This is a genomic window from Neogemmobacter tilapiae, from assembly GCF_014652215.1.
Taxonomy (GTDB): Bacteria; Pseudomonadota; Alphaproteobacteria; order Rhodobacterales; family Rhodobacteraceae; genus Neogemmobacter; species Neogemmobacter tilapiae.
In genome coordinates this window covers 53633-79822 of sequence record NZ_BMYJ01000005.1, presented here as the reverse complement: position 1 = coordinate 79822, position 26190 = coordinate 53633, and the positions used below count along the sequence as shown (strand labels likewise).

The following is a 26190-nucleotide window of genomic DNA, read 5'->3' as shown; positions in this document are numbered from 1 at the left end:
TGAATTTTCCGGATAGCCCCCTCATGTCGCGCTACAGCCCTGCCGAAATCGAACCGAAATGGCAAAAAGCCTGGGATCAGGCCGAAACCTTTAAAGCCAAGCGCGATCCGCAGAAGCCGAAGTATTACGTTTTGGAGATGTTCCCATACCCATCTGGCCGTATCCATATGGGCCATGTGCGCAACTATACGATGGGCGATGTCGTCGCGCGGACCAAGGCGGCGCAGGGGTTTTCGGTGCTGCACCCCATGGGCTGGGACGCTTTCGGGATGCCTGCCGAAAACGCGGCGATGGAGCGGGGGGGGCATCCGAAGGACTGGACCTATGGTAATATCGCCGACATGCGGGGGCAAATGAAGCCCTTGGGCCTGTCCATCGACTGGTCCCGCGAATTTGCCACCTGCGACCCGGAGTACTACGGCCAGCAGCAGGCCATGTTCATCGACATGATGGAAAAGGGGCTGGTCTATCGCAAGAACGCCGTGGTGAACTGGGATCCGGTCGATATGACGGTTCTGGCGAATGAACAGGTGATCGACGGACGCGGCTGGCGATCGAACGCCTTGGTCGAACGGCGGGAACTGACGCAGTGGTTCTTCAAGATCAGCGATTATTCGGCGGAATTGCTGTCGGCCCTGGACGGGTTGAAGGATTGGCCGGAAAAGGTGCGCCTGATGCAGGCGAACTGGATCGGCCAGTCGCGCGGCTTGCAATTTGCCTTTGCGACCAAGGGCGCACCGGCGGGTTTTGAGAAGATCGAGGTCTATACAACCCGGCCCGATACGTTGATGGGGGCATCATTCGCGGCGATCAGCCCGGACCATCCTTTGGCGAAAACCTTGGAGACGACGGACGCGAAAATTGCCGAATTCGTTGCGGAATGCCGTCGGGTGGGCACCAGTGCCGAGGCGCTGGAAACGGCCGAGAAAAAGGGCATGGATACGGGGATTCGCGTGGTGCATCCGCTGGACCCCGCATGGGAACTGCCGGTCTATATCGCGAACTTCATCCTGATGGACTACGGCACCGGCGCAATTTTCGGCTGCCCCGCACATGACGCGCGCGATTTTGAATTTGCGACGAAGTATGGGCTGGCGATTCCCCCTGTCTTTGTGGCCGAGGGCGCCGAAGAAGATGCGTTGACAGAACCGTTCGTGCCGATGAAATCGGAAAAGGTCCGATATATTCGCGGTTTCGCGGGGGAAGCCGTGCAAACCGGCGAGGCGGCCATCGCCGCCGCCATCACCCATGCCGAGGCGAATGGCTATGGCAAGGGCATGACCAACTATCGCCTGCGCGACTGGGGCATTTCCCGCCAGCGCTATTGGGGCTGTCCGATTCCCGTGGTCCATTGCCCGGAATGCGGCATTGTCCCCGAGAAGAAGGAAAACCTGCCCGTCCGACTGCCGGATGATGTGTCCTTTGACCAGCCCGGCAACCCCTTGGACCGCCACCCCACCTGGCGCGACACCCGTTGCCCGGCCTGCGGCATCCATGCGAAGCGCGAAACCGATACGATGGACACTTTTGTCGATTCGTCCTGGTATTACGCGCGTTTCACGTCCCCACATGCGGGCACGCCGACTGTGATGGAAGACGCCGATTACTGGATGAACGTTGACCAGTATATCGGCGGCATCGAGCATGCGATCCTGCACCTGCTGTATTCCCGCTTTTTCGCCCGTGCGATGTTCAAGACGGGCCATTTGCCCGGCAAAGCGATCGAGCCGTTCAATGCTCTGTTCACCCAAGGCATGGTGACGCATGAGATTTACATGACGCGGGATGCCAATGGCCGCCCCGTCTATCACCTGCCCGAGGATGTGACCGAAGGCAAATTGGCTGATGGGACGGCGGTCGAGGTTGTGCCTTCCGCCAAAATGTCCAAGTCCAAAAAGAACGTCGTCGACCCGATGAACATCATCGCGGCCTTTGGCGCTGACACCGCCCGCTGGTTCGTGCTGTCCGACAGCCCGCCGGAACGCGATGTGGAATGGACGGCCAGCGGCGCGGAAGCCTCCGCCAAACATCTGGGCCGCGTCTGGACCTTGGCGCATCGGGTTTCGGAAATGCCCGAAACCCACAAAGGCGCCGCCGATGACGACCTGCGCCGCGCGACGGCGCGGGCGGTGGCGGATGTGACGGCAGGGATCGAAGGCTTTGCCTTCAACAAATCCATCGCGAAACTGTATGAATTTACGGGCGTTCTGTCGCGCGCCGATGCCTCGCGCGATGTCTTGGCCGAATCGCTGCGCACACTCGCCCAACTGATGTCACCGATGACGCCCCACTTGGCGGAAGAGGTCTGGGCGATGCTGGGCGGCGTGGGGCTGGTCGCGAATGCGCCTTGGCCGAAACCCGATCCGGCGTTGTTGGTCGATGACAATGTAACCCTGCCGATCCAGATCAACGGCAAGCGGCGGGCGGAAATCAGCGTGCCGAAAGATATGCCTGCAGATCAGATTGAAAAGATCGCTCTGGCACAGGAAGATGTGGTGAAATTCCTGGCCGGGCAGCCGGTCAAGAAACTCATCGTCGTGCCGGGGCGGATCATCAATGTCGTCGTCTGACCAAGACCCTGTTCAAAAGCGCCGCACCTTGAAGGACGCGCCCCCCTCCCCCCCCGTGGGGGAGGGATGGGGTGGGGGGGGAACCCGCCGCGCTTTTTTAACCGCACTGCTGGCCCTGCCCGCCTGCACCTTTACCCCCGCCTATGCCCCCGGCGGCCCGGCGCAAAGCCTGCAAGGCTCCATCCGCGTCGATGATCCATCCGACAAGAACGGCTTTGACCTTGTCGAACGGCTGGAAGAACGCCTTGGCCGCCCCAACACCCCGCGCTATCGGCTGGCCTATAGCATCACCACCAAACCCGTTGGCGTCGGCATCACCCCCGATGCCGCCACCACCCGCTATAACCTGACCGGTCAGATCGACTGGTCCCTGACCGACCTGTCCGGCACCCGTGTCGCAGGCGGCACCGTCACGAACTTCACCTCTTATTCCGCCACAGGCAGCACCGTCGCAGGCCTTGCCGCCGAAGAAGACGCTGCCCTCCGCCTGATGCGCATTCTGGCCGATCAGATCGTCATGCGGCTGATCGCGGTTTCCGGAACCCTGCCGTGAAACTGGCCGGGGCCGAGGCTGTCCGCTATTTCAGCAAGCCCGACCCGGCCAAAGCGGGTATTCTGATCTTTGGCTCCGACGCCATGCGCGTCGCCTTGCGTCGCCAAGAGGTAATCGCCGCCCTTCTGGGCCCGAATGGCGAAGCCGAGATGCGGATGACCCGGATGTCGGGTGCTGATCTGCGCAAGAACGAGGGGCTGGCCTTGGACGCGATGCGCGAACAGGGGTTTTTCCCCGGCCAGCGGGTGGTTTTCGTCGAGGAAGCCACCGACACCGCCGCGCCCGGCCTGACCCATGCGCTGAAAGCCTGGCGTCCGGGCGATGCGCATATCGTGGTGACGGGGGGGGAGTTAAAGGGCAAGTCGGCGCTGAAATCGCTGTTTGAAGCCAATCCACTGACCTATGCCGTGGGGCTTTACGACGATCCGCCCAGCCGTGAGGAAATTGAATCCCTTTTGTCCCGCGCGGGCTTGCGGTCGATTGATCCACAAGCAATGACCGACCTGGTCGCCCTATCCCGTGCCATTGATCCGGGTGATTTTCGCCAGACCCTGGAAAAGATCAGCCTGTACAAACATGGCGATGCAACGCCCCTGACCGCCAGCGAAGTCGACTTGATGGCCCCGGCCACCATTGAGGCGGGGGTCGATGAAGTGCTGATGGCCGCCGCCGATGGCCGCGACGCCGATGTCGCCCGCCTGATGCGGCGGCTGGAAGGGCAGGGGGTAAACGCCGTGACGCTCTGCATCGGCGCTTTGCGGCATTTCCGCGTGCTGCACGGCGCGGCGGTCAGCCCCGACAGCCTACAAAAGGCCTGGGGCGTGCCGTTCAAGGCGAAAGAGGCGATGGGTCGGCAGGCTTCGCGTTGGGGCGAACGGCGGCTTGAGGATGCCCTGCGGCAGTTGATCGAGACGGATATGACTTTGAGGTCTTCGTCGAAAGCGCCGACCTTGGCGGTGATGGAGCGGACGTTGTTGCGGCTGGCGAAGATGGTTTGACGCGCCCTTGATTTGTGGACACAAATTGTGTATGTGTTCTGCGTGATCCAAAGGTAAACCACCATGGATTTCGAATTCGACGAAGAAAAGCGTCGTCAGAATTTAGAGAAGCATGGCGTTGATCTTTTGATCGGGGCGCTGATTTTTGAGGGCACAACGGTTGAGAGGCCTGACTTACGCCGTGACTACGGTGAAAACCGGATCGTCGCAGTGGGCTTTGTGGATGGCGAGTGCTTTGTAACCGTTTACGTGAAGCGGGGCGATGTGATCCGCCTTGTTTCGACCTGAAAAGGAGGTCGACGTGACCGTAGAAGCTATGAAAAAGCTGTCGCTCGCTGAGATCCGCGCCCAAAAGGATGCGGGCAAATTGCATGTTGCCCCGGATGCGCCGACAACGGACCTGCCCGACGAATTCTGGGCCCATGCTCAGGTCGTGGAACGCGAAAACAAGAAGTCCGTGCATCTGCGTTTAGAGCCAGAGGTCTTCCGCTATTTTCAGGAAACCGGGCAAGGCAAGGGCCATATCAAGCGGATGCAGGATGTTCTAGCCGCCTATGTGCGCGCCCAGCAGAAAGCCTCAACCCGCTAGATACGCAACCACCCGTCACCCCATTCCACCCCATTCACCCCCACAAACCGCCCCATCCGCTCCAACTCCGCCTCCAGCTTTTGCTGCCGGCCCTTCCCCCATTTCACCCCCGCCTCGGGCCAGAAGGCCCGCACCCGCAGAACGTCCGCATCCCGCGCCGCCTTCATGTCGATCCGCCCGATCAGATTTGCCCCCTCCAGCACCGGAAAGACGTAATAGCCGTATTGGCGCTTCGCCTCGGGCACGAAAATCTCGATCCGATAGTAAAAGCCGAACAGCCGTTCGGCGCGTCTGCGGTCGCGCAGGGCGGGGTCAAAGGGCGACAGGATCCGCAATCGGCTGGGCGGTTCGGGCGGCACCTCGTGCAGCGTTTCAGGGAAGCACAGCGATTTGCGCAAAGCTCTGTCATGGCCTTCGACCATCACCTCGACCACCTCTCCCCGCGCCAAGGCCGCCAAGGCCCAGCCCTTGGCCTGTTCCGGCGTGATCGCGCCCCAATAGGCGGCCAACTCGCCGCTAGTAGCAAAGCCCAGATGGCCCAAAGCGGAACGGCAGGCCCAATCGATGGTTTCATCCTCGCTCACCTGATGCACGCGCGCGGCCAAGGGAATGACCCGTTCCGTCAGGTCATAGACCTTTTGAAACCCATCCCGCCGGGTGATCGACAATTCCCCTACCCGCCACAGGTATTCCAGCGCCGCTTTTGACGGATGCCAATCCCACCAACCGCTGCTGCCGTTGTGTCCTTCGTCCAGAACGTCGGACGATGTCACCGGCCCCTCATCCGCCACCCGCTTCAGCACCTCGTCGAAGCGATCCGCAAAACCATCCCGCTGCCAGCCCGCCCAACGTTCCACCAGCCTTTCCCGTGCCCGATCAAACCGATGCTTCCAATGCGGAAAAACGGCCATCGGCAGGATCGAGGCATCATGCGTCCAATGTTCCCAAAGTCCCCGGTCCTTTTCCAGCAGGCGCTTCAGGGCGGGCGGGCGATAGGATTGCCGACGCGAAAACAGGATCATGTGATGCGCCCGTTCCACGGTGTTCACACTGTCCACCTGCACGAAACCGATGCGGCTAATCAGGTCATGCAAGGCTTGCCCCGTGGCCGCCCCTTCGGGCGCTTCGGCCAAGGCGTGGCGATGCAGGAACAGGCGGCGGGCCAAGGGATTGGGAAGAATGGGCAAGGACATATGCCAAGGGCTAACATGCAGCGGGCCCATATGCCTAGCCTGTTACAGGTCTGTAGGAACAACTGCCAAATCGTGATCAGCAGAGGTCTGTTTCGCAGTTGCGGTCGGGCGATGGACGCTTAGGTTCGAAACGGGTCTTTGGCCCCGATTTCCCAACATCCTATCTGCAAGGGCCACGATGCCGCACCATACTCCGCTGATTGCAACCATCGTTGCGGGCCTTGGTTTGGCCTTTCTGATGGGGCTGATCGCCCAGCGCCTGCGGCTGCCGGTTCTGGCCGGTTATCTGCTGGCGGGTGTTGTGATCGGCCCCTTCACGCCGGGCTATGTCGCCGATCAGGAACTGGCGACCCAGCTGGCCGAACTGGGGGTGATCCTGCTGATGTTCGGCGTCGGCCTGCATTTTTCGCTGCGCGAACTGCTGGCGGTGAAATGGATCGCTTTGCCCGGTGCCGTGGCGCAAATCGCGGTGGCAACGACGGTCGGCACAATGCTGGGCTGGGCCTTGGGGTGGAGCTTGGGTGCAGGGCTGATCTTTGGTCTGTCGCTGTCGGTTGCGTCGACCGTGGTGCTGTTGCGTGCCTTGCAAGACCGGGGGCTGGTCAGCAGCGGCAAGGGCAGGATCGCCGTCGGCTGGCTGATCGTCGAGGATCTGGCGATGGTGGTGGCGCTGGTGATGATCCCGCCGCTGTCGGGCGTTCTGGGCGGGCAAGCCCTGCCGATCGATGAGGGGGCTGCCGAAGTGGCCCGCATCGGTCTGGGCCCGGTGGCGGCGACATTGCTGATCACGGCAGTCAAGGTCGGGGCCTTCGTGGCCCTGATGCTGATCGTGGGGCGCAGGGTCATCCCTTGGCTCTTGGAATATGTCGCCAGTCTGGGAAATCGGGAACTGTTCCGTCTGGGCGTTCTGGCGATTGCCTTGGGCGTCGCCTTTGGCTCGTCGGTGATTTTTGGCGTGTCTTTCGCGCTGGGGGCCTTCTTTGCCGGGATGGTGATGGCAGGATCGACGCTGTCGGCGCAGGCGATGAAGGAAACCCTGCCGCTGCGCGATGCCTTTGCCGTGCTGTTCTTTGTCTCGGTCGGGATGCTGTTCGACCCTTGGGTCATTCTGGAACATCCCTTGCCGCTGATCACCACGGTTCTGGTGATTGTGGTGGTCAAATCGGCCGCAGCCTATGGCATCATGCGGGCCTTTGGTCATGGCCGGGAAACCGCGCTGACGATTGCAGCCAGTCTGGCGCAGATTGGTGAGTTTTCCTTTATCCTGATCGTGATGGGCGTGTCGCTGGACATCGTGCCGGTCGAAGGGCGCGATCTGGTGGTGGCGGGGGCGATGATTTCGATCCTGCTGAACCCGCTGATGTTCTGGGCGGTGGACCGCTGGGGGCTGGTGCGGGTCGGGCCGGTGATCAAAGGGCCATCGCTGGCAGAAACAGATAATGCATCTGACAAGGCCACACCGATGACCCCAAAATCCTAGAACCTGTATCTAACGAAAATCATTGATAATATTGCCGTATCGAATCTTGGTTTCTGCAATTTTTGGATGTATTTATCAAGATATTGGCGCGCTTTAGGAGAATGTGATGCGTTACTTTGCTGTTAGTCTGGCCACCCTGATCGCGTTGTCCGTGTCGGCACCGATCACTTTTGCGCAAGACTCGCCGACTGCGGTTGATCCCGCTGCCGATGCCGCCGCCTTGGAAGCAAAGTGGAAAGCCGTGCCCGAGCTTGATGGCTATTTTAACCGGATGAAAGAAATCGCCCGCGAGCGCAACGCAGATCATTTCCGCGCGATCATGCTTTCCGAATTGGGCATGGACAGCGATGCCAACAGCGACTTGAGCATTGATCTGGATATTCTGCCGCTGATCCAACCCGCCGCGGCGCGCGCGCGGGCTATCGGTGAACTGCTGGCGGCCGATCTGGACGGCGATTGGCAAATCTCAAAACAGGAGCTGCGCAGCGTGCTCAAGATCGGCAGCAATCCGGCGGCGGCTGAGGCCTTCTTTAACTATGATCTGAACGAAAACGACACCCTAGAGCAGGAAGAAATCAAGGCGGCAGCTGCGCGCCGCTCCGACAAATACGGCGGTCGGCGGTCGGATCGTCAAATCCTGCTGTTGGAAGCCTTTGATTTCGATGGCGATCGAGTCGTGACAAGCGCCGAAATCGAACGCGCCGCCAAGGCACTGCAACTTTAATCATGTGGCGCGGGGCGTTAGACCCCCGCCTCGACCGCCACCGCCGCGCGGTTTTTTCGGGCGCGTTCGGTGGCTGATTTCAGCTGCCCGCAGGCCGCCATGATATCCTCGCCCCGCGGCGTCCGCACGGGCGAGGCATAGCCGGCCTTGTAGACGATATCGGCAAAAGCCTCGATCCGGTCTTGATCGGAACGCTGATAAGGTGCCCCCGGCCATTCGTTGAAGGGGATCAGGTTGATCTTCGCCGGAATACCCGCGATCAGCTTCACCAGACGCCGCGCATCGGCATCGCTGTCGTTCACGCCTTTCAGCATCACATATTCAAAGGTGATACGTTCCGAATTCGACAGGCGAGGGTATTCGCGCAGCGTATCCAGCAGCGTCTTGATGTTCCATTTCTTGTTGATCGGCACCAGAACGTCGCGGACGGCATCGGTCGTCGCATGGAAGCTGACCGCCAGCATACAACCGATTTCCGTCGCCGCCCGCGCGATTTCGGGCACGACACCGCTGGTCGACAGCGTGATGCGGCGGCGCGAGAGGGTCAGGCCTTCGTTGTCCATGACCACAGCCATGGCATCGCGCACCGAGTCGAAGTTGTACAGCGGCTCGCCCATGCCCATCAGGACCAGATTCGACACCAAACGCGTTTCATCCTTGGGTGCCCCCGGAACCGGCCATTCGCCCAGATCATCCCGCGTCAGCATCAACTGGCCGACAATTTCCCCTGCCGTCAGGTTCCTGACCAACCTCTGGGTGCCCGTGTGGCAGAAGGAACAGGTCAACGTGCAGCCTACCTGAGAGGAGACGCAAAGCGTCCCCCGCCCCTCTTCGGGGATATAAACCGTCTCAACCTCATGCCCGCCCGCGATCCGCACCAGATACTTGCGCGTTCCGTCGGCGCTGATCTGGCGGCTCACCACTTCCGGCAATTCGATCTTGAAATGCGTCTCCAGCAGCGCGCGGTAATCCTTGGCCAGGTTCGTCATCCCGGCAAAGTCGCGCACGCCCCAGTGATAGATCCATTGCCAGACCTGCCCCAGCCGCATCTTGACCTGCTTTTCCGGCGTCCCGGCGGCAATCAGCGCCGCGCGCAGCTGGTCACGCGTCAGGCCCACAAGGTTCACCTTTTCCCCTTCAACCGGCTTGCGCGGCAGGGTCAGCACGTCTTGCGTGATCGGGGCGGTCGGTTCGATGTTCATCTGGGGCCTCATGGATTCCGGCCAATATAGGCCATCCGCCGGAAAAACGAAACGCCCCGGCTGGAACCGGGGCGCATAACTGCGATGCAGGCGCGGCTTACTTGCAGCGCGTACTGGCTTCTTCCAGCGCGGCGGTGAAGCCCCGCAGGCTGAACGTGTCTTCGGTTTGGGTGCCACGGCCCGAACGCCCGGTAAATTTCGCCGTCGTGCCTTTTTTCATCGCCTCAAGCAATGCCGCATCATCAGCAGCGCTGCCCGGCCAAGCCCATTCGCCTTCGGTGAACAGGTCAAACGCATTACCCTCAATCTCGACCTTCACGGTCGAATCGCCTGCAAAATTGTATCCGCCGGTAAAGCTGATTTCCGGCCCAGCCCCGCCCGGACGATAGGTCACGAACAGCCGGATTTCGCTGCGCTGCACCTGAACGGGCGCACCATCGCGGGTGTTCACCGTTTCGCGCGGGGCGGAAACCCCCCAGCATTCCTTGGGGTTTTCTTCGGTAAAAACGCTCCAATCGGTCTTGACGGCGACCTGATTGGAACTGTCCTGTGCAAAGGCCGGGGCATTCAGCCCAAGGCCCACGAAAGCCGCCAAGGCGATGCCCTGCGCAGTGGTCTGAAAGAACTGGGTCATATTGTCCTGCCGCTGTTGCCTCTGGCCCGCCCGCCCCATCCCCGTCTATGCTGGGCAGAGGCAAGGGGGCCGTGAACCCGATCATGGGCTTCATACCGCAACAAGCCCAAGGCGCGAAAGCCCCCTGGGCGGGAAATCGCGCATTTGTAAGGGGATTTGGGAATGAATGCAGTGCCAGTGGCCGAACTTTGGCGTGGAGGGCGGCTGGAAAGCGCGCATCTGGGCCATGCGGTGATCGTGGATGGGGCGGGGCAGGTAGTGCAGGCCTGGGGGGATCCGGGGCTGACAATCTATCCGCGTTCCGCCTGCAAGATGATTCAGGCACTACCTTTGGTGGAAAGCGGGGCGGCAGATCGGGCGGGGCTGACTAGCAGCCAATTGGCGCTGTCCTGCGCCAGCCATCAGGGGGCGGCGCTTCACCGGCAGGCGGTGGGGAATTGGTTGGAAGGTCTGGGCTTGGGCGAAAGCGATCTGCGCTGCGGCGCGCATGAACCCTATGATTTGGCGGAACGGAACCGGCTGATCAAGACGGATGAAAGCCCCTGCCAATATCACAACAATTGTTCAGGCAAACATGCGGGCTTTGTGACGCTGAATCAGCATTTGGGTGGGGGTTCGGAATATGTCGAACCGGATCATCCGGTGCAAAAGGCGGTGCGCGAGGCGTTTGAGGATGTGACGGGTGAGGTCAGCCCCGGCTTTGGCATCGACGGCTGTTCCGCGCCGAACTTCGCCACTTCACTGGTGGGATTGGCCCGGTCGATGGCCTATTTCGCCAAGGCGCGGGAAGATGGCCCTTCCGCGCGGGAAAAGGCGGCTTACAGGCTGACGCGGGCGATGGCGGCGCATCCGATGATGGTGGCGGGCGAAGGGCGGGCCTGCACCGAGTTGATGCAGGCCATGGCGGGCAAGGTTTCGATCAAGACCGGGGCCGAGGGGGTGTTCACCGCCATTCTGCCGGAGCAGGGTCTGGGCATCGCGTTGAAGGTGGTGGATGGGGCCAGCCGCGCCTCAGAAGCCGCGATTGCAGGACTTTTGGTCAAGCTTGGCGTGCTGGAGGCAGGCCATCCGGCGGCCCAAAAGCGGCTGAATGCCGTGCAAAGGAACTGCCGGGGGATTGAAGCAGCCTTTGTCCGGCCAGCGGCGGATTTTCCGGGCTAGGCTGCGTCACAAACTTGATTCATACCGGAAAGCCGCTAGACTTTCCGGTATGGAGACGCCGGTTCCTTTCCCGCTGCATGATCGCCTGACCGAACAGGTCAGTTTCGACCGCAAGGAATTGGGCGTTATCTTGGGGGTCTATGGCCGCATGGTCGCCAACGGGGAATGGCGCGACTATGGTCTGTCGTTTCTGCCCGAACTGGCGGTGTTTTCAATCTTTCGCCGCACTGCCGAACATCCGATCTATCGTGTCGAGAAACGGCCCAAGCTGCGGCAGCGTCAGGGGATGTATGCCGTTGTGGCGCAGAACGGCCAGATCCTGCGGCGGGGGCATGATCTGGCCGCTGTGTTGAAGGTGCTGGAGAAAAAGACCATCCGCCTTTTGGACTGACGGTCTTTGGGATGGATGGTCAGTCGCGGACCTTGACCACCACCGGGGCCATCACATCGCCCCAGCCGCCCTTGCCGCAATGATACCGCGAGGCGCGTTCCAGTTGGACGGAAACCCCGGCCTCCACCGCCTCGCGTATGGCGGTATTCAGGCTTTCCATCCGGGCCTGCACCATGCCCAAGGCGTGGATCTGTTCGATGTTCATCTGTTGTGAAGCGGTCATGGTCTTCTCCTTTCCGGGCGCTTAGGCCACTTTGTGAAATTGTGCGGTTTCGGTGGATTCTTTCATGGCTGTCGTCGCCGACTGGCCCGAGCTGATCGTCATCGCCACCTGATCGAAATAGCCCGTCCCCACCTCGCGCTGGTGTCGCACGGCGGTAAAGCCACGTTCCTGCGCCGCGAATTCCTGCTGCTGCATTTCGGAATAGGCCGCCATGCCCCGGTCGCGGTAACCATCCGCCAGATTGAACATGGACAGGTTCAGCGCATGGAAGCCCGCCAGCGTCACGAACTGGAACTTGTAGCCCATCGCCCCCAATTCGCGCTGGAACTTGGCAATCGTCGCTTCGTCCAGCTTGGCCCGCCAGTTGAACGACGGGGAACAGTTATAGGCCAAAAGCTTGCCCGGATGTTGCTTATGCACCGCTTCAGCAAAGCGGCGTGCGTCGTCCAGATCGGGGTGCGAGGTTTCCCACCATAGCACATCCGCAATATCCGCGTATGCCAACCCTCGCGCGATGCAATGGTCCAGCCCGGTGCCGGGTTTCAGGCGGTAGAACCCTTCGGCGGTGCGGCTGTCCAGGTCGATAAAGGGCCGGTCGCGTTCATCGACTTCGCTGGTGATCAGCTGCGCCGATTCGGCATCGGTGCGCGCCACCGTCAGCGTCGGCACGCCCAGCACATCGGCGGCCAGACGGGCGGCCACCAGATTGCGTTCATGCGCCGCTGTCGGGATCAACACCTTGCCGCCCAGATGACCGCATTTCTTTTCGCTGGCCAGCTGGTCTTCAAAATGCACTCCCGCCGCGCCAGCTTCGATGAACGCTTTCATGATTTCAAAGCTGTTCAGCGGCCCGCCAAAGCCCGCCTCGGCATCGGCGACGATGGGCAGATACCAATCGCGCGACACTTTGCCCTCGGCGGCCTCAATCTCATCCGCGCGGCGCAGGGTGCGGTTGATACGGCGGCACAGGTCGGGGGCGGCATTGGCCGGGTAAAGCGACTGGTCAGGATACATCGCCCCCGCGGTGTTGGCATCAGCAGCGACCTGCCAGCCTGACAGATAGATTGCCTTAAGCCCCGCGCGGGCCATCTGCATCGCCTGATTGCCCGTCATCGCGCCCAAGGCGTTGACGAACGGTTCGTCGTGCAGCATCTGCCAAAGACGGTTTGCGCCGCGTTCGGCCAGCGTCTGCGTGACGGTGATGGAGCCACGCAGTTTTTGCACGTCTTCGGGCGAATAGGGGCGATTGATGCCGTCAAAGCGGCCTTTGGGCGCGCTGGGGACGAGAGATTCAAAGCTGGTCATGGGCGCATTCCTTGCGTTGCGGATGCAGCAAGCCTGCGCCGCGATGCGGCATCTGGCTAGACAGACAAGCGGCAGGAAAGGAGCATTTGTAAAATAGTGACTGATGTAGTATTGTAAATTATTGACAAAACGACAGGCCCAGCGATGGATGAACGACGCAAGGTCATGGGTGGGGCGCAGCTGCGCAAACTGCGGGCCGATCTGGGGCTTTCGCAGGCCGCGATGGCGGATGAGTTGGGCGTTTCCGTCAGCTACGTGAACCTTGTGGAGCGGAATCAGCGGCCCCTGACCGCGCAACTGCTGATCCGGCTGGCAGAGGCCTATGGCATTGATCCACGAGATTTTTCCGGGGCTGAGGATGGGGCGGCACTGGCGGCGGTGGATGAGGTTTTGGCCGATCCACTGCTTGCTGGGCTCAAGGTGCCGAAGTCGGAGGTGAAGGCGGCGCTGGAATCAGCACCGACGCTTTTGGCAGCGTTGCGGCGTCTGCATGGGGCCTATGCGGGCCTGTCCGAGGCGCAAAGTGACGGGCCGCGTGATTCGCTGGGGCAGGCGGGCGAGGCGGTTGAGGAAGTGCGGGGTGTGATTGAGGCCGCGCACAATCATTTTCCGGGGCTGGATGAGGCGGGCGAAAGCATTGGTGAGGCTTTGCGAGAAAATGCGCTGGGGCCGGATTTGTTGACCGCTTTGGCGGAAAGGTTGAAAGCCGCGCATGGGGTGCGGGTGGTGATCTTGCCCGAGGTCGAGATGGGGGTAACCCTGCGGCACTATGACCGGCACCGGCGGCGGCTGATGCTGTCGGAGCGGCTTTCCCCACAGGCTTGGGCCTTTCAGGCGGCGGTGCAATTGGTGCTGTTTGATCTGCCGGGGGCTTTGGACAGCGCGGCGCATTTCAGCGCGGGCGCAGAAAAATTGGGGCGGATCGCGCTGGCGAACTATACGGCGGCGGCGGTCTTGATGCCCTATGCGCGCTATCTACGGGCAGCGCAAGATCTACGCTATGACGTGGATCGGTTGGCGGCGCGTTTCGGGGTCAGTTGGGAACAGGCAGCGCATCGGCTGACAACGCTGTCCCGGCCGCAGGCGCGCGGCGTGCCGTTCTTCCTGCTGCGTGTGGATCAGGCGGGGAATATCTCGAAACGCTTTTCGGCGGGCGCCTTCCCCTTTGCACGCCAAGGCGGCACTTGCCCGCGCTGGAACCTGCATGGGGCGTTTCTTCAGCCCGATAAAACGCTGCCGCAAATCATCGAACTGCCCGATGGCAAACGCTGGCTGTCCATGTCGCGTCAGGTGCGACGGCTGGTTCCGGGCCTTGGGGACATAGAGACCAGCCATTCCATCGCCTTGGGCTGCGAAATGCGTTTCGCAGGGCAAATCGCCCATGGTGACGGTCTGCAAAAAGCCACGCCCATCGGTATCACCTGCCGCCTCTGCCCGCGCCCCGCCTGCGCCAGCCGGTCCAGCCCGCCGCTGACCGGGCCGCTGGAGATCAGTGAGCAGACAAGGGGCCTTTCACCGTTCGGGATGTGATCAGGGGCGGATTTCCACCACCGTCCCGCCCGCCGTATGGGCCCAGATTTCATCCATCTCGGCGTTGGTCACGGCGATGCAGCCCAGCGTCCAGTCGCCCTTCATCACCCGCCCCGCAGGCAATTGGTTCGGCTGCGCATGGATCATGATGTCGCCACCGGGGTCGTATCCCCCTTTGCGGGCCTTGGCGACATGGCGGGCTTGCGGATAGTCGATGCCGAGCGACAGGTAGAACTGGCTTTTGTCGTTCCGGCTGTTCACCTTGAAAACGCCCTCGGGCGTCTTTGCATCGCCCTGCTTTACCTTATCGCCCTTGGGCGTCTTGCCCAAGGCGACGTGATAGACCCGCACCACCCAGCCGCGATGGCGCAGCTCCATCTTGCGTTCTGACTTGTCCACCACGATGCGGTCAATGGCACCGGGGATGGGGATCAGTTGCGGGCTGATGTCGGAAACCGTCGGTGCGTCTGGCCCTTGTGGCGCCAGTGGCGGTGCGATGCTGCCGGATAGGGATGCCAGTTCCACCACAGCAAATTCGGGTGCCGCCTCCAGCCTTTCCCGCTTTTTCCGTTCGGCACGGCTTTCTTTGACGGGGGCTGTCCAAGCTGGAGCATCCCCCATCGCGTCAGGCTGGCCCGGTTCTATCGCCATCGCGGAACCCGCGAAGGCGATCAGAAACAGACATGCCAGCCATTGCTTCATTGCAGATCCTTGAATGCCTCTTGCAGCCGTTCGACCGCTTGCAACACCATAGCCCTTGGGGCGGCAATGTTGAATCGCAAAAACGTCTCGCCGCCCAGACCAAAGCTGTCGCCGTGGTTTGCTGCGATTTTGGCCGCCTTTTCCACCCGCGACTTGAATTCGGCGGGGGCCATGCCGGTGCCACTGAAATCGACCCAAGCCAGATAGGTCGCCTCAAGCCCCATCGAGCGCACGCCGGGAATGGCGGCCAGCCCCTGATCAAAAATTGCCGCATTGCCCGCCAGATAGGCCATAAGCTGATCGACCCATGCGGCCCCTTCGGGCGAATAGGCGGCCGTCGCCATATGCATGCCAAAGGCATTCGGGGAAATGCCCAGTGCGTTGATCTTTTGCGCGAATTTGGCCCGCAAGGTTTCGTTCGGGATGATCACATTGCCAATATGGCTGCCCGCAATGTTGAAGGTTTTCGTCGTCGCCGTCATCATCACCAGCCGGTCCCGCACCTCGGGCGCGGCCAGGGGCATCGGGATGTGCTTTTGGCCCGGCATCACCAAATCATGGTGAATCTCGTCGGAAATCAGGATCAGGTCGTGCTTTTGGCAGAAGGCGGCCACTTGCTGCAATTCGGCAAGGCTCCAGACACGCCCCCCCGGATTGTGCGGCGAACACAGGATCAACATCCGCTCTTTCCCGGTCAGGCGGGTTTCCCAAGCGTCAAAATCCATCTTGTAACGCCCATCGACAAAGGCCAGCGGACATTCGGTGACCGTGCGCCCCGCCGCGCGGATCACCCGTGCAAAGGCGTGATAGACGGGGGTCATCAAGACCACCGCATCGCCCGGATTGGTGAAAGCATCGACGCAAAGCCCGGTGCCATTGACCAGTCCATGCGTGGTAAAGATCGCCTCACGCGGCACATCCCAGCCGTGCCGCGTTTTCATCCACCACTGGATCGCATCCAGATAGGCCCGGTCATCGCCGAAATAGCCATAGACCCCATGCGCGGCCATCTTTTCCACCGCGCGCTGCACCACAGCGGGCGGGGGGAATTCCATATCGGCCACCCACATGGCCAGCCCGTCCTGGGCCGAGACGCCAAACAGGCTCTCCATCATGTCCCATTTCACGCAATGGGTGTTGCGGCGGTCAATCTGTTGGTCAAACGTCATGGAATCCTCGGCTCTGTCGCGCAGCCTTGGGTTTAGGCGGCTGCGGTGGATGTGTCAAATTGATCCGATATTTTGGTATATCTTGGAAAGATATGCCACAGTATTCCACAAATTCGGAATAGTTATCTTGTATGGATGACAATTTTGGCAAACCTTCCCTCTCATTCTAGCGTTGCAGCAGGCTTGCGCGAAACTGCCACCTGCCCTAAATCAGCGGCATGATCCGCGAAATCCTGATCCACCCCGACCCCCGGCTGAAAAGGCCCTGCCCCCCGGTTGCCGAGATTACTCCGGAACTGGTGAAAATTGCGCAGGACATGCTGGAAACCATGTATGCTGCCCCCGGTGTTGGCCTTGCCGCGCCGCAGATTGGCGTCATGAAACGGCTGTTCGTCATGGATTGCGTGAAAGACCCTGAGGCAGCACCCCGCCCGCTGATCCTGTTCAACCCGGAAATCCTGTGGTCGTCAGAAGATCGTTTTCAGTATGAGGAAGGCTGCCTGTCGATCCCCGACGTCTATTACAATGTCGAACGTCCGGCGAAGGTGCGGGTGAAATGGACAGACGAAAAGGGCGAGCTACAGGAAGAGATGTTCGAAGACCTTTGGGCGACCTGCGCGCAGCACGAGATTGACCATCTGGATGGCAAGCTGTTCATCGACTACATCGGCCCGCTGAAGCGGCAGATGGTGACGCGCAAGATGGAAAAGCTGAAACGGGAACGGGCGCGGGAATAGGCGATGGCCATCCGCCCCTGCCTGCCATGGCCGCATAAATCCTTGCGCAGTCCGGCCGTTGCGGTCGAGGCCGTGACTGAGGACATCCGCGCGATCTGGGACGATATGATCGACACAATGGTCGCCATGCCGGGCGTCGGTCTTGCCGCGCCGCAGATTGGCTTGGGTCTGGCCTTGGCGATTGTCAGCGAAACGGGCACGCGGGAAGGGGCCATTCGTTTGGCCAATCCGGTGCTTTTGCGGGCGAGCGACGAGCTGCGCGAACACGATGAGGCCAGCCCGAACCTGCCCGGCGTCTGGGCAAGGCTGAAACGCCCGGCACAGGTCTGGGTGCGTTATCAGGATGAAACCGGGGCTTGGGTGGAAGGCGAATTCAACGGGTTGGCCTCGACCAGCGTTCAGCATCAGTTGGACCATCTGGCGGGGCGGATGTATTTCGACAATCTGTCGGCCCTGAAACGCAAGATGCTGCTGGCGAAAGCAGAAAAGCGGGGGCGGGAATAGATGCGCGTGATTTTCATGGGGACGCCCGACTTCTCGGTCCCCGCCTTGCAGGCGATTGCCGCCGTTCATGATGTCGTCGCCATCTATTCGCAACCACCACGCCCTGCCGGGCGCGGTCAGGCGGAACGCCCCGGCCCCGTGCATCAGGCAGCTTTGGCCTTGGGCCTGCCGGTCTTTCATCCCAAAAGCCTGAAATCCGCCGAAGCCCAAGCCGAATTCGCCGCCCATCAGGCCGATGTGGCCGTCGTCGTCGCCTATGGTCTGATCCTGCCGAAAGCGATCCTTGATGCCCCGAAACACGGTTGCGTCAACATCCACGCCTCGCTTTTGCCGCGCTGGCGGGGGGCGGCGCCGATCCATCGGGCAATCATGGCGGGGGATGCGGAAACCGGTGTCTGTATCATGCAGATGGAGGCGGGGTTGGACACGGGGCCGGTTCTGCTGCGCGAAAGGCTGGCGATTGGAGCGGGCGATACGACCGGCGATCTGCATGACCGGCTTTCGGATCTGGGCGCAAAGATGATCGTGCAGGCGTTGGGCGCATTGGGTTCCTGGGTGCCGGAGGTGCAGCCCGAAGAAGGCGTGACCTATGCCCACAAGATCGACAAGGCCGAGGCGCGGGTGGATTGGTCGTTGCCCGCCGAACAGGTGGATCGTCTGATCCGGGGCCTGTCGCCCTTTCCGGGGGCTTGGTGCATGGCGGGGGCGGAACGTCTAAAGCTGTTGCGCAGTGGTTTGGCCGAAGGGGCGGGGGAGCCGGGGCAAGTCCTGCCTGGCGCGGGCCTGCGCATCGCCTGCGGGCTGGGCGCGGTGGAGATCGTGATGGCGCAGCGCGAGGGGAAAAAACCCGCACAGACCGCAGACCTCCTGCGCGGCTTTGCGCTGCCCGCGCGGCTGGACTAGACGATTGTAAGGATCACAATACTTGAATTGACGATGTCCTGCCTTGGGCGCAGGTTCCCAGTCCAAGCCGAGGGAATGCGCCGATGCAAAAATCAAGCCTGTTCACGCCCGTTCTGATTTCGGGCTGCGTTATCCTGATGCTGTCTTTCGCGATCCGCGCCAGTTTCGGGGTTTTCCAGATCCCTGTGGCCAATGAATTCGGCTGGCCAAGGGCGGAGTTTTCGTTGGCCATTGCCATTCAGAACCTGGCTTGGGGCTTCGGGCAGCCGATTTTTGGCGCTTTGGCCGAACGTTTCGGCGACCGCCGGGCGATCATTCTGGGGGCCTTGGCCTATGCGGCGGGGCTGATCTTGTCGTCGATGGCCGTCACGCCGATTGCACATCAGACCTTGGCCATTCTGGTGGGTTTCGGCATTGCGGGCACCGGCTTTGGCGTGGTTCTGGCGGTGGTCGGGCGGGCCTCCAGCCCCGAAAACCGCAGCCTGACCTTGGGGATTGCCACGGCTGCGGGTTCGGCAGGGCAGGTCTTTGGTGCGCCCTTGGCAGAATTCCTGCTGCAATCCTATAGTTGGCAGATGGTTTTTGTGATCTTTGCCGGGATCATTCTGGCCTCGCTGTTCGCCCTGCCCTTCATGCGTTCGCCGCAACTGGCCAGCCGGGCCGAGCTGGAGGAAAGCCTTGGCACCGTGCTGAACCGCGCCTTCCGCGATCCGTCCTTTACGCTGATCTTCCTTGGGTTCTTTTCCTGTGGCTATCAACTGGCCTTTATCACGGCCCACTTCCCGGCCTTTGTGACCGAGCTTTGCGGGCCGATTGATCCGGGCGGGATGCTGGCGGGCATGGGCATCACCACGACAAGCGCCTTGGGGGCAGTGTCGATTTCGCTGATTGGGGTGTTCAACATCGTGGGCACGATCACGGCGGGTTGGCTGGGGAAAACCTATAGCAAGAAATACCTGCTGGCGGGAATCTATACGGCGCGGACGATTGCGGCGGCGTTGTTCATCATGAACCCGATCACGCCGGAATCGGTGCTGCTGTTTTCCGCCGTCATGGGCGCGCTGTGGTTGGCGACGGTGCCGCTGACCAGCGGTCTGGTCGCGCATATCTACGGTCTGCGCTATATGGGAACGCTCTATGGGTTGGTGTTCCTTTCGCACCAGATCGGTGGCTTCCTCGGCGTTTGGTTGGGCGGCAAGATGTATGACATCACTGGGGGCTATACCTTGGTCTGGTGGATTGGCGTGGGTGTTGGGGCTTTTTCAGCCATCGTCCATCTGCCCGTTCGGGAACGCCCGCTGATGGCGCAGGCGGCATGAGCGCGGGTGTCTGGGCGCTGATCGCGGCCTATGTGCTGTCGCAATTCACCCGCGCCTGTCTGGCGGTGCTGGCCCCCCTGTTGAAGACCGACCTTGGGGCGACGGCGGGGGATCTGGCCGATGCCTCGGGCCTGTGGTTCCTGACCTTTGCCGCGATGCAACTGCCGGTGGGCTGGGCCTTGGACCGTTTCGGGCCAAGGCGTGTGGCATCGGTTCTGATGGCCTTGGGCGGCGGGGGCGGCGCGGCGCTGTTCGCCTTGGCCGCGGGGCCGGGGCAGATCAAGCTGGCGATGGGATTGATTGGCGTCGGTTTCTCGCCTGTGCTGATGAGTTCGTATTTCATCTTTGCCCGCACCCAATCGCCCGCACGGTTCGGCACCTTGGCGGGCATCGTGGTGGGCATCGGCACCTTGGGCAATCTGGCGAGCGCCACGCCCTTGGCTTGGGCCGCCGAAACCTTGGGCTGGCGGGCCGCGATGGGCGGTATCGGGGCGGTCAGTCTGGTGCTGGCCGCTTTGGTCTTTGCCTTGGTGCGCGACCCGGAACGCAGCGCGGCGGGGGGGCAGGGTTCGCTGCTGACCCTGTTCAAGATGCCTGCACTTTGGCCGATTCTGGCGATGATGGCCGTTTGCTATACGCCCATAGCGGCGCTGCGAGGTTTCTGGATCGGCCCCTATTACGCCGATGTCTTTGGCTGGGGGACAGATCAGATCGGCACTGTGACGTTGATCGTAGGGGCCGCCATGGTCGCGGGCACCTTTGCCTTTGGCCCGTTGGAACGCGCCTTGGGCACAAGGAAGGGTCTGATCCTGCCGACGAACCTGATCGTCATGGCCTGCCTGTTTGCCCTTTGGGCCCTGCCTGCAACCCCGGGCACCACGACGCTGGTCCTGTTCGCCGCTATTGGCCTGTTTGGGGCCTCCTTTCCCATGGTCATCGCCCATGGCCGCGCCTTTATTCCCGCGCATCTGACGGGGCGAGGGGTGACACTGCTGAACCTGTTCGGCATCGCCCCCGTCGGCATCGCCCAATTCCTGACGGGCCGCTTGCATGGCGCGATTGCGCCGGTGCCGCCCGAGGCCCCTTTCAAGGCGGTGTTTCTAGCCCTGGCCATTCTGGTGGCTTTGGGCTGCCTAGCCTATGCCTTTTCCAAGGACAGGACCGACTGACCTATTGCCGAGGAATCGGCTGCATCAACAAAATCTCCAGATCGCGGTCTGGCGTGAAATTCGTCTGTTCCCAGACGAAGGTGGTCGGGCCGGTTTTCTTGATCCCGTCGGCACAAAGGGAAACGACATTTTCGGGCGCGGCCTTGTCCACGGTCAGCCTGAACTTCCCAATCGGCCCCGCCCAAGAATTGGCGGTGCGCAGGACGTAAGACATCATATAGGCGCTGCCCATCGAATAGCTGTTGCCATCGCTGTCGGTATAGGCCGTCGCCTTGGACATGGCCCGCGAGGTGCCCGCATCCACACAATAACGGTCTTCGTATTCCGCCATATAGTCGGGCAAGGGGTCTTCCCAACCCAGCAAGCCGCCTGAGGGCAGGTTGTCATAGTCATGCGCGATGGTCAGCTTTTGCCCCGCAGGAAAGGTCTGGGTCCAGTGATAGCGCATGACCACCGACCAGACTGGCACGATCTGTTCCGGGCTGTCACCTTCGGCCGGATAATATTCCAGCAGGCCCTTGGCCGTCAGCGCCTGAATGGTCGCTTGGCCCCCCGCCTGAATTGCCGCCGTCACCTCGTCCAGATCGACCGAAAGCGGGATGCTCAGCCCCGCCAGCTCTACCGTCACATCGCGCCCCGGCGTGTCATACTGTTCCGACGAGGGGCGGTTTTCCTCCCACGGCGGTTCGATCACGGCGATGCGGTCCAGCGTCACTGGAACCTCGACCCCATCGACCACCGCGTGAAAGTTCAGGAAATTCGCCCGCCGCACGTCTTCGGGCAGATTGAAGGGCGAATAATAGAGCCCCGCCAGACCGATGGGCGGCAGAGGAAAGATCACTTCGCCCGTCACATCTTGTGCGGTCTGGTTTTCAAAGACATAGGAAACCTTGACCTTGGTCGGGCTGATGAACAGGTCTTCCTCGACCATCGCCACCGCCTCGGTCTGGCCAAAGGTCAGGCCGGTGGCGGAAAGCCCGCCGAAACCGTCATTTGCCAAGGCCGGGCTGGCCAAAGCCAGCGAAAGCAACAGATTGCGCCACATGATTTGCCCCCAAGGGTGAATAGACCCCATCCTTAGCGGGTTTTCCGATCTGGGGAAGGGGGTTATGGTCAGCGTCGAAAGGAATGCCGATGATCGCCTATCCCGCCGAACGCAATGCCCGCAAGCGGGCGGTCTTTGCCGCGCTGGCCCAGGTGGCGGGCGGGGCGCGGGCTTTTCCCATCGGGCCGCTGTCATGGCGCGACTTTCCCGAAACGGCGGGTCGGGTAGATCAGGCGCTGTCGCGCGCGAAGCGGCCCCATAAGGGGTTGATGCGGCGGCTGAAACGCCTGTTGATCCGGCTGAAATACAACGGCGCGCGCCGCTGGTTTATGGGGAACCCCCATGTGGTGGCGGTGGCCTGGAACGGGCTTGGCGGCGCAAGGCAAGCGTTTCTGATGGGGGCAAAGGATGCCGGGGCGGCGGTTCTTTATGCCGAACTGGCCCCCCTGCCGGGAAAGATCACGCTTGACCCGCTCGGGGTGAATGCCGAAAGCGGCGTGCCACAAGAACCGGCCTATTATCAGGAATGGGCTCGGGATCACGATACCGCCGACTGGCGCCGTGCAGGCCAAGGCCTGACGGCCCGTCCCAGCCGCCGTGCGGATGTCGGGCAGTCGACGGGTGATTTGCCGGATACCCCCTTCCTGTTCTGTCCGCTACAAGTGCCGGGTGACAGTCAGGTGCAGCTTTTTGCCGGATGGGTTGGTGGGATGCAGGGCTATCTGGCAGCCCTTGACCAAGCCGCCCGCGCGCTTCCCGATGGCTGGCATCTGCGGATCAAGGAACACCCGTCCGCGCGCAAACCCCTGAGTCCGCAGATCGAGGCCTTAAAGAACCCTCGCCTGATCGTAGACAACGACAGCGACAGCTTTGCCCAGATCGCGGCCTCCAAGGCAGTTGTCACCCTCAACTCCTCAATGGGGTTGCAGGCGTTTTTCTATGACAAACCCGTGGTGGCGTTGGGTCGCGCCTTTTGGGCGTTGCCCGGTTTGGTTGAGGCCCCGCAAGACCAAGCCAGCCTAAACGCCCGTTTTGCCAGCGCGGCGGAATTGTCGTTTGATTCTGCCCTGCGCGCGGCCTTTATCCATTGGCTTGACCGCGCCTACTACCCTGATTTCGCCGCCGATCCCTTGCAATATGATCACGCCGCCTTTGCCGCGAAAATCGCACAGGCCAAAGCCCTTTCCCCTGCCCCCCCGTTGCGCTAGAAGGCCGCGTCTTTGACGTGAAGGAACCGGACATGGGATACAAAGTCGTTGTCGCCGGGGCCACCGGAAACGTGGGTCGCGAAATGCTGAACATCCTTGCCGAACGGGAATTCCCGGTCGACGAGATTGCTGCGCTGGCCAGCCGCCGGTCGCTGGGCACGGAAGTGTCGTTCGGTGACAAGACGTTGAAGACGAAAGATCTGGACACGTTCGATTTCACCGGCTGGGACATCGCCCTATTCGCCGTAGGTTCCGAAGCGACCAAGATCTATGCGCCCAAGGCCGCTGCGGCAGGCTGTGTCGTGATCGATAACTCGTCGCTTTACCGCTACGATCCCGACGTGCCGCTGATCGTGCCCGAAGTGAACGCCGATGCGGTGGTGGGCTATACCAAGAAGAACATCATCGCCAACCCGAACTGTTCGACCGCCCAAATGGTGGTTGCCCTGAAACCGTTGCATGACCGGGCGAAAATTACCCGTGTCGTGGTCAGCACCTATCAGTCAGTCTCGGGCGCTGGCAAGGAAGGCATGGACGAGCTGTGGAACCAGACCAAGGCCGTCTACAACCCGACCGACGACGTGCCGCCTGCAAAATTCTCCAAGCAGATCGCCTTCAACGTGATCCCGCATATCGATGTCTTCCTGGACGATGGTTACACCAAGGAAGAATGGAAGATGGTGGCGGAAACGAAAAAGATCCTGGATCCGAAGATCAAGGTGACGGCAACCTGCGTGCGCGTTCCGGTCTTTGTCGGCCATTCCGAGGCAATCAACGTCGAATTCGCGGACAATCTGGATTGGGAAGAAGCGACCGACATCCTGCGCGAGGCACCGGGGATTCTGGTTGTGGATAAGCGTGAGGCTGGTGGCTACATCACCCCCATCGAATGCGTCGGTGAATACGCCACCTATGTCAGCCGCATCCGGCAAGACCCGACGGTGGACAATGGCATCGCGATGTGGGTGGTCAGCGACAACCTGCGCAAAGGGGCCGCCCTGAACGCCGTGCAGATCGCCGAAGTGCTGGGCCAACGCTGCCTGAAAAAGGGCTGAAGGGCCGTAAGACTGGAATAGCACATAAAGGCCCGCCTTTTTGGCGGGCCTTTTGCTGTTCCGGCACGACCCTCGCTTCACAAGTGAAACATTCTGTGAATCGTCGCCGATTGCGGGTGGCTGCTAGTCCTTGGCACAGGCAAATGCCTTGAAAGGACATCATCTTGACTCTGCGCCCTTGGCTGGCCCTTTTTCTGATGGCCACGTTTCCTGCTCAGGCGGAAAATTTCTCTGCCACCGCGAACATCACCCATGTGACCCTTTACCCTGAGGGTGCGAGTGTCGAACGGGAGGTGACTGTGGATCTTCCTCTTGGCCGCCATGAATTGCTTATCGCTGACCTACCCTATGCGCTGGCCGCCAATGGGCTCAATCTCGAACTGCCCGACAACCTTGGCCTCGTGGCGCAGACCATTCATGTCGGTGCCTTGCCAGCAGGTCTGACAGTTGATCGCCCCGATCTATCGGCCCTGGACCGTGAAATTGTGCAACATCAAGCAGCCCTTCGTGCGGCATACGCGGAAATGGCCCAAATCGAAGCCCGGGCGGAAGCAGCACGTTCGAAAGCGCGCGCTTTGCAGTCCATGCTATCAGGTTCCGAACTGCCCAAAGACGCCGCCGAATTGGCGCGCGTGACGGACATGGTTCAGCACGAGACACTGAAGGCCCTCCAGACCGCCAAGTCTGACGAGGCCGAAATAGCCGAGAAACGGGCCGCCTTGCCCCGCTTGCAGCAAGCACTTGACGCGGCCTTGGCGCAGCGCGCGGCCGCTGATGAACGGATAGAAAAGCGCACGACATTGGCGCTGACACTCAACAGCGCCGGCGGTAAGGCAACCCTTCGGCTGCGCAATCAGACGCTTTATGAAACCGGAACGGGCTGGCAGCCAAAGTATGAGGTGTTCCTCAAAACCGGCGAAAATCCCAGCTTGGAATTCAAGCGCAGTGCCCATATTTCCCAATCGAGTGGCGAAGATTGGCAGGACGTCACCCTGACGCTTTCAACAGCTGAACCAACAAAACAGCCAAGCCCCCAGGGGCCCTATGTTCATCGCTACACGATAGCCCCAATCCCGACCCCCTCGGACGAATCCGACGCGGGCAACGAATGCGATCCCGGTTGCGGCGGCCCCGTGGTCGTGGCCGACAATCCCTTGCTCACCGCCGAACTGAAAGGCCAATCCCTGCAATACACCTTCCCGGAAAAAGTCTCGATCCGCAACAAGACCGACAGCCTCGTCTTGGCTTTGGCGGATTTGACAATACCCGCCCAGAATTTTGTTCTGGTCACAGACAGCTATCAAACACAGGCCCATTTGATGGCTGCATTCACCAACACTACCGACCAAGCCCTCTTGCCGGGGCAGGCCTTGGTCTACCGCGATGGCGTTCTAATGGGTGAACAAGGGCTGGATCTAGTCTTGCAGGGCCAGACAGGCGAGCTTGGCTTTGGCGTCCTGATGGACATCGTGGTCAAGAAGGATTGGCCTGACCGCATGGCCGGTTCCCGCGGTATTTTCGCCACCCAGACCGAACGCAGCGAAAAAATGGCGATCAGTGTTGAAAACCGCTCCAGCAGGGCGTGGCCCTTGGCCGTTCGCGTCGGCATACCCCAATCAGAGCACGAAGATCTGGTCATCACCTACACCGCCGACCCGGTGGAAACCCTGCATGACAAGGATGGCCGACCTGGACTGATGGAATGGCAGACCGATCTGCCGATCGGCGCCAGCTATCGTGTCGAGTACAGCTACAACATGCGCTGGCCCCAAGGCATGATCCTGCAATAGTGCCTTGGCGGCGACAGAATTTTCTATCGCCGCCAA

26 protein-coding genes are annotated in these 26190 nt (G+C 61.2%); 18 read left to right on the top strand and 8 right to left on the bottom strand.

Annotated features, from left to right (window positions below):
- The first annotated feature begins 23 nt into the window (after nucleotides 1-23).
- The 5 genes from leuS (at nucleotide 24) to IE095_RS09075 (ending at nucleotide 4710) form a co-directional block, all read left to right on the top strand.
- The gene (gene leuS / locus IE095_RS09095) at nucleotides 24-2570 is read left to right on the top strand and encodes a leucine--tRNA ligase (protein WP_189411339.1); all 2547 of its coding nucleotides are present in this window, start codon (nucleotides 24-26) and stop codon (nucleotides 2568-2570) included.
- 55 nt (nucleotides 2571-2625) lie between these two features.
- Nucleotides 2626-3123: an LPS assembly lipoprotein LptE gene (lptE, locus tag IE095_RS09090; protein ID WP_229804665.1), complete on the top strand. Its 498-nt coding sequence runs from the start codon at nucleotides 2626-2628 to the stop codon at nucleotides 3121-3123.
- Nucleotides 3120-4121: a DNA polymerase III subunit delta gene (gene holA, locus IE095_RS09085; RefSeq protein ID WP_189411337.1), complete on the top strand. Its 1002-nt coding sequence runs from the start codon at nucleotides 3120-3122 to the stop codon at nucleotides 4119-4121. Before lptE ends, holA begins: the two co-directional genes overlap by 4 nt.
- 63 nt (nucleotides 4122-4184) lie before the next feature.
- The gene (locus IE095_RS09080) at nucleotides 4185-4409 is read left to right on the top strand and encodes a BrnT family toxin (protein ID WP_189411336.1); all 225 of its coding nucleotides are present in this window, start codon (nucleotides 4185-4187) and stop codon (nucleotides 4407-4409) included.
- Nucleotides 4410-4422: 13 nt separating this feature from the next.
- Entirely contained in the window at nucleotides 4423-4710 is a 288-nt protein-coding gene (locus tag IE095_RS09075; RefSeq protein ID WP_229804664.1) for a hypothetical protein, read from the top strand.
- On the opposite strand, the gene IE095_RS09070 is transcribed toward IE095_RS09075, so the two are convergent.
- The gene (locus tag IE095_RS09070) at nucleotides 4707-5903 is read right to left on the bottom strand and encodes a winged helix-turn-helix domain-containing protein (RefSeq protein WP_189411335.1); all 1197 of its coding nucleotides are present in this window, start codon (nucleotides 5901-5903) and stop codon (nucleotides 4707-4709) included. The genes IE095_RS09075 and IE095_RS09070 overlap by 4 nt on opposite strands.
- Nucleotides 5904-6081: 178 nt before the next feature.
- On the opposite strand from IE095_RS09070, the gene IE095_RS09065 reads away from it, so the two are divergent.
- Together IE095_RS09065 and IE095_RS09060 are read left to right on the top strand one after the other, a co-directional pair.
- Nucleotides 6082-7383: a cation:proton antiporter domain-containing protein gene (locus IE095_RS09065; protein ID WP_189411334.1), complete on the top strand. Its 1302-nt coding sequence runs from the start codon at nucleotides 6082-6084 to the stop codon at nucleotides 7381-7383.
- 106 nt (nucleotides 7384-7489) lie between these two features.
- Nucleotides 7490-8107, top strand: coding sequence for an EF-hand domain-containing protein (locus IE095_RS09060; protein ID WP_189411333.1), 618 nt, complete (start codon nucleotides 7490-7492; stop codon nucleotides 8105-8107).
- Nucleotides 8108-8124: 17 nt separating this feature from the next.
- On the opposite strand, the gene rlmN is transcribed toward IE095_RS09060, so the two are convergent.
- Both rlmN and IE095_RS09050 read right to left on the bottom strand, forming a co-directional pair.
- A complete protein-coding gene (rlmN, locus tag IE095_RS09055; protein ID WP_189411583.1) occupies nucleotides 8125-9303 on the bottom strand; it encodes a dual-specificity RNA methyltransferase RlmN in 1179 nt (392 codons plus the stop codon).
- A gap of 103 nt (nucleotides 9304-9406) precedes the next feature.
- A complete protein-coding gene (locus IE095_RS09050; protein WP_229804663.1) occupies nucleotides 9407-9943 on the bottom strand; it encodes an invasion associated locus B family protein in 537 nt (178 codons plus the stop codon).
- A 162-nt stretch (nucleotides 9944-10105) separates the two neighbouring features.
- Here IE095_RS09050 and IE095_RS09045 point away from each other — a divergent pair, with 162 nt between their 5' ends.
- Both IE095_RS09045 and IE095_RS09040 read left to right on the top strand, forming a co-directional pair.
- Nucleotides 10106-11104, top strand: a complete 999-nt coding sequence (locus IE095_RS09045; protein WP_189411332.1) for an asparaginase — start codon at nucleotides 10106-10108, stop codon at nucleotides 11102-11104.
- 49 nt (nucleotides 11105-11153) lie between these two features.
- The gene (locus tag IE095_RS09040; RefSeq protein ID WP_189411331.1) at nucleotides 11154-11495 is read left to right on the top strand and encodes a DUF2794 domain-containing protein; all 342 of its coding nucleotides are present in this window, start codon (nucleotides 11154-11156) and stop codon (nucleotides 11493-11495) included.
- 19 nt (nucleotides 11496-11514) lie between these two features.
- On the opposite strand, the gene IE095_RS09035 is transcribed toward IE095_RS09040, so the two are convergent.
- Nucleotides 11515-11718, bottom strand: a complete 204-nt coding sequence (locus tag IE095_RS09035) for a hypothetical protein (RefSeq protein ID WP_189411330.1) — start codon at nucleotides 11716-11718, stop codon at nucleotides 11515-11517.
- Nucleotides 11719-11739: 21 nt separating this feature from the next.
- Nucleotides 11740-13023, bottom strand: coding sequence for an isocitrate lyase (gene aceA / locus IE095_RS09030; RefSeq protein ID WP_189411329.1), 1284 nt, complete (start codon nucleotides 13021-13023; stop codon nucleotides 11740-11742).
- A gap of 144 nt (nucleotides 13024-13167) precedes the next feature.
- On the opposite strand from aceA, the gene IE095_RS09025 reads away from it, so the two are divergent.
- Nucleotides 13168-14553: a helix-turn-helix domain-containing protein gene (locus IE095_RS09025; RefSeq protein ID WP_189411328.1), complete on the top strand. Its 1386-nt coding sequence runs from the start codon at nucleotides 13168-13170 to the stop codon at nucleotides 14551-14553.
- Here the strand turns inward: IE095_RS09025 and IE095_RS09020 are convergent, their stop codons facing one another.
- Nucleotides 14554-15255 carry a L,D-transpeptidase family protein gene (locus tag IE095_RS09020; RefSeq protein WP_229804662.1) on the bottom strand — a complete coding sequence of 234 codons (702 nt, stop codon included), beginning with the start codon at nucleotides 15253-15255 and terminating at the stop codon, nucleotides 14554-14556.
- The gene (locus IE095_RS09015) at nucleotides 15252-16424 is read right to left on the bottom strand and encodes a MalY/PatB family protein (protein ID WP_189411327.1); all 1173 of its coding nucleotides are present in this window, start codon (nucleotides 16422-16424) and stop codon (nucleotides 15252-15254) included. Before IE095_RS09015 ends, IE095_RS09020 begins: the two co-directional genes overlap by 4 nt.
- Nucleotides 16425-16642: 218 nt before the next feature.
- On the opposite strand from IE095_RS09015, the gene def (IE095_RS09010) reads away from it, so the two are divergent.
- The 5 genes from def (IE095_RS09010) to IE095_RS08990 all read left to right on the top strand — a co-directional run bounded on the left by def (IE095_RS09010) (nucleotide 16643) and on the right by IE095_RS08990 (nucleotide 21056).
- Nucleotides 16643-17161, top strand: coding sequence for a peptide deformylase (gene def, locus IE095_RS09010; RefSeq protein WP_189411326.1), 519 nt, complete (start codon nucleotides 16643-16645; stop codon nucleotides 17159-17161).
- 3 nt (nucleotides 17162-17164) lie between these two features.
- Nucleotides 17165-17665, top strand: coding sequence for a peptide deformylase (def, locus tag IE095_RS09005; protein WP_189411325.1), 501 nt, complete (start codon nucleotides 17165-17167; stop codon nucleotides 17663-17665).
- Complete coding sequence (fmt, locus tag IE095_RS09000; RefSeq protein ID WP_189411324.1) at nucleotides 17666-18568, top strand: methionyl-tRNA formyltransferase; 903 nt, start codon at nucleotides 17666-17668, stop codon at nucleotides 18566-18568.
- An 83-nt stretch (nucleotides 18569-18651) separates the two neighbouring features.
- Entirely contained in the window at nucleotides 18652-19887 is a 1236-nt protein-coding gene (locus IE095_RS08995) for an MFS transporter (protein ID WP_189411323.1), read from the top strand.
- Complete coding sequence (locus IE095_RS08990; protein ID WP_189411322.1) at nucleotides 19884-21056, top strand: MFS transporter; 1173 nt, start codon at nucleotides 19884-19886, stop codon at nucleotides 21054-21056. The genes IE095_RS08995 and IE095_RS08990 overlap by 4 nt, the downstream gene beginning before the upstream one ends.
- A gap of 1 nt (nucleotide 21057) precedes the next feature.
- On the opposite strand, the gene IE095_RS08985 is transcribed toward IE095_RS08990, so the two are convergent.
- Nucleotides 21058-22101: a DUF4424 family protein gene (locus IE095_RS08985; protein WP_189411321.1), complete on the bottom strand. Its 1044-nt coding sequence runs from the start codon at nucleotides 22099-22101 to the stop codon at nucleotides 21058-21060.
- A gap of 89 nt (nucleotides 22102-22190) precedes the next feature.
- On the opposite strand from IE095_RS08985, the gene IE095_RS08980 reads away from it, so the two are divergent.
- From IE095_RS08980 to IE095_RS08970, 3 genes are all read left to right on the top strand, one after another.
- Nucleotides 22191-23309, top strand: coding sequence for a capsular polysaccharide export protein, LipB/KpsS family (locus tag IE095_RS08980; RefSeq protein ID WP_189411320.1), 1119 nt, complete (start codon nucleotides 22191-22193; stop codon nucleotides 23307-23309).
- A 32-nt stretch (nucleotides 23310-23341) separates the two neighbouring features.
- Nucleotides 23342-24364 carry an aspartate-semialdehyde dehydrogenase gene (locus IE095_RS08975; protein WP_189411319.1) on the top strand — a complete coding sequence of 341 codons (1023 nt, stop codon included), beginning with the start codon at nucleotides 23342-23344 and terminating at the stop codon, nucleotides 24362-24364.
- Nucleotides 24365-24528: 164 nt separating this feature from the next.
- Entirely contained in the window at nucleotides 24529-26154 is a 1626-nt protein-coding gene (locus tag IE095_RS08970) for a DUF4139 domain-containing protein (RefSeq protein WP_189411318.1), read from the top strand.
- Nucleotides 26155-26190 lie beyond the last annotated feature (36 nt).

Excerpts from the sequence above, each read along its gene's own strand:
- IE095_RS08980 (WP_189411320.1), top strand. The coding sequence starts at position 22,191 with ATGATCGCCTATCCCGCCGAACGCAATGCCCGCAAGCGGGCGGTCTTT.
- IE095_RS09020 (WP_229804662.1), bottom strand. The coding sequence starts at position 15,255 with ATGAAGCAATGGCTGGCATGTCTGTTTCTGATCGCCTTCGCGGGTTCC.
- fmt (WP_189411324.1), top strand. The coding sequence starts at position 17,666 with ATGCGCGTGATTTTCATGGGGACGCCCGACTTCTCGGTCCCCGCCTTG.
- IE095_RS09015 (WP_189411327.1), bottom strand. The coding sequence starts at position 16,424 with ATGACGTTTGACCAACAGATTGACCGCCGCAACACCCATTGCGTGAAA.
- IE095_RS08995 (WP_189411323.1), top strand. The coding sequence starts at position 18,652 with ATGCAAAAATCAAGCCTGTTCACGCCCGTTCTGATTTCGGGCTGCGTT.
- IE095_RS09025 (WP_189411328.1), top strand. The coding sequence starts at position 13,168 with ATGGATGAACGACGCAAGGTCATGGGTGGGGCGCAGCTGCGCAAACTG.
- IE095_RS09060 (WP_189411333.1), top strand. The coding sequence starts at position 7,490 with ATGCGTTACTTTGCTGTTAGTCTGGCCACCCTGATCGCGTTGTCCGTG.
- IE095_RS09065 (WP_189411334.1), top strand. The coding sequence starts at position 6,082 with ATGCCGCACCATACTCCGCTGATTGCAACCATCGTTGCGGGCCTTGGT.
- def (WP_189411325.1), top strand. The coding sequence starts at position 17,165 with ATGGCCATCCGCCCCTGCCTGCCATGGCCGCATAAATCCTTGCGCAGT.
- IE095_RS08975 (WP_189411319.1), top strand. The coding sequence starts at position 23,342 with ATGGGATACAAAGTCGTTGTCGCCGGGGCCACCGGAAACGTGGGTCGC.
- IE095_RS08990 (WP_189411322.1), top strand. The coding sequence starts at position 19,884 with ATGAGCGCGGGTGTCTGGGCGCTGATCGCGGCCTATGTGCTGTCGCAA.
- leuS (WP_189411339.1), top strand. The coding sequence starts at position 24 with ATGTCGCGCTACAGCCCTGCCGAAATCGAACCGAAATGGCAAAAAGCC.
- IE095_RS09045 (WP_189411332.1), top strand. The coding sequence starts at position 10,106 with ATGAATGCAGTGCCAGTGGCCGAACTTTGGCGTGGAGGGCGGCTGGAA.
- aceA (WP_189411329.1), bottom strand. The coding sequence starts at position 13,023 with ATGACCAGCTTTGAATCTCTCGTCCCCAGCGCGCCCAAAGGCCGCTTT.
- IE095_RS09035 (WP_189411330.1), bottom strand. The coding sequence starts at position 11,718 with ATGACCGCTTCACAACAGATGAACATCGAACAGATCCACGCCTTGGGC.
- def (WP_189411326.1), top strand. The coding sequence starts at position 16,643 with ATGATCCGCGAAATCCTGATCCACCCCGACCCCCGGCTGAAAAGGCCC.
- IE095_RS09080 (WP_189411336.1), top strand. The coding sequence starts at position 4,185 with ATGGATTTCGAATTCGACGAAGAAAAGCGTCGTCAGAATTTAGAGAAG.
- IE095_RS08985 (WP_189411321.1), bottom strand. The coding sequence starts at position 22,101 with ATGTGGCGCAATCTGTTGCTTTCGCTGGCTTTGGCCAGCCCGGCCTTG.
- IE095_RS09040 (WP_189411331.1), top strand. The coding sequence starts at position 11,154 with ATGGAGACGCCGGTTCCTTTCCCGCTGCATGATCGCCTGACCGAACAG.
- IE095_RS09050 (WP_229804663.1), bottom strand. The coding sequence starts at position 9,943 with ATGACCCAGTTCTTTCAGACCACTGCGCAGGGCATCGCCTTGGCGGCT.
- IE095_RS09070 (WP_189411335.1), bottom strand. The coding sequence starts at position 5,903 with ATGTCCTTGCCCATTCTTCCCAATCCCTTGGCCCGCCGCCTGTTCCTG.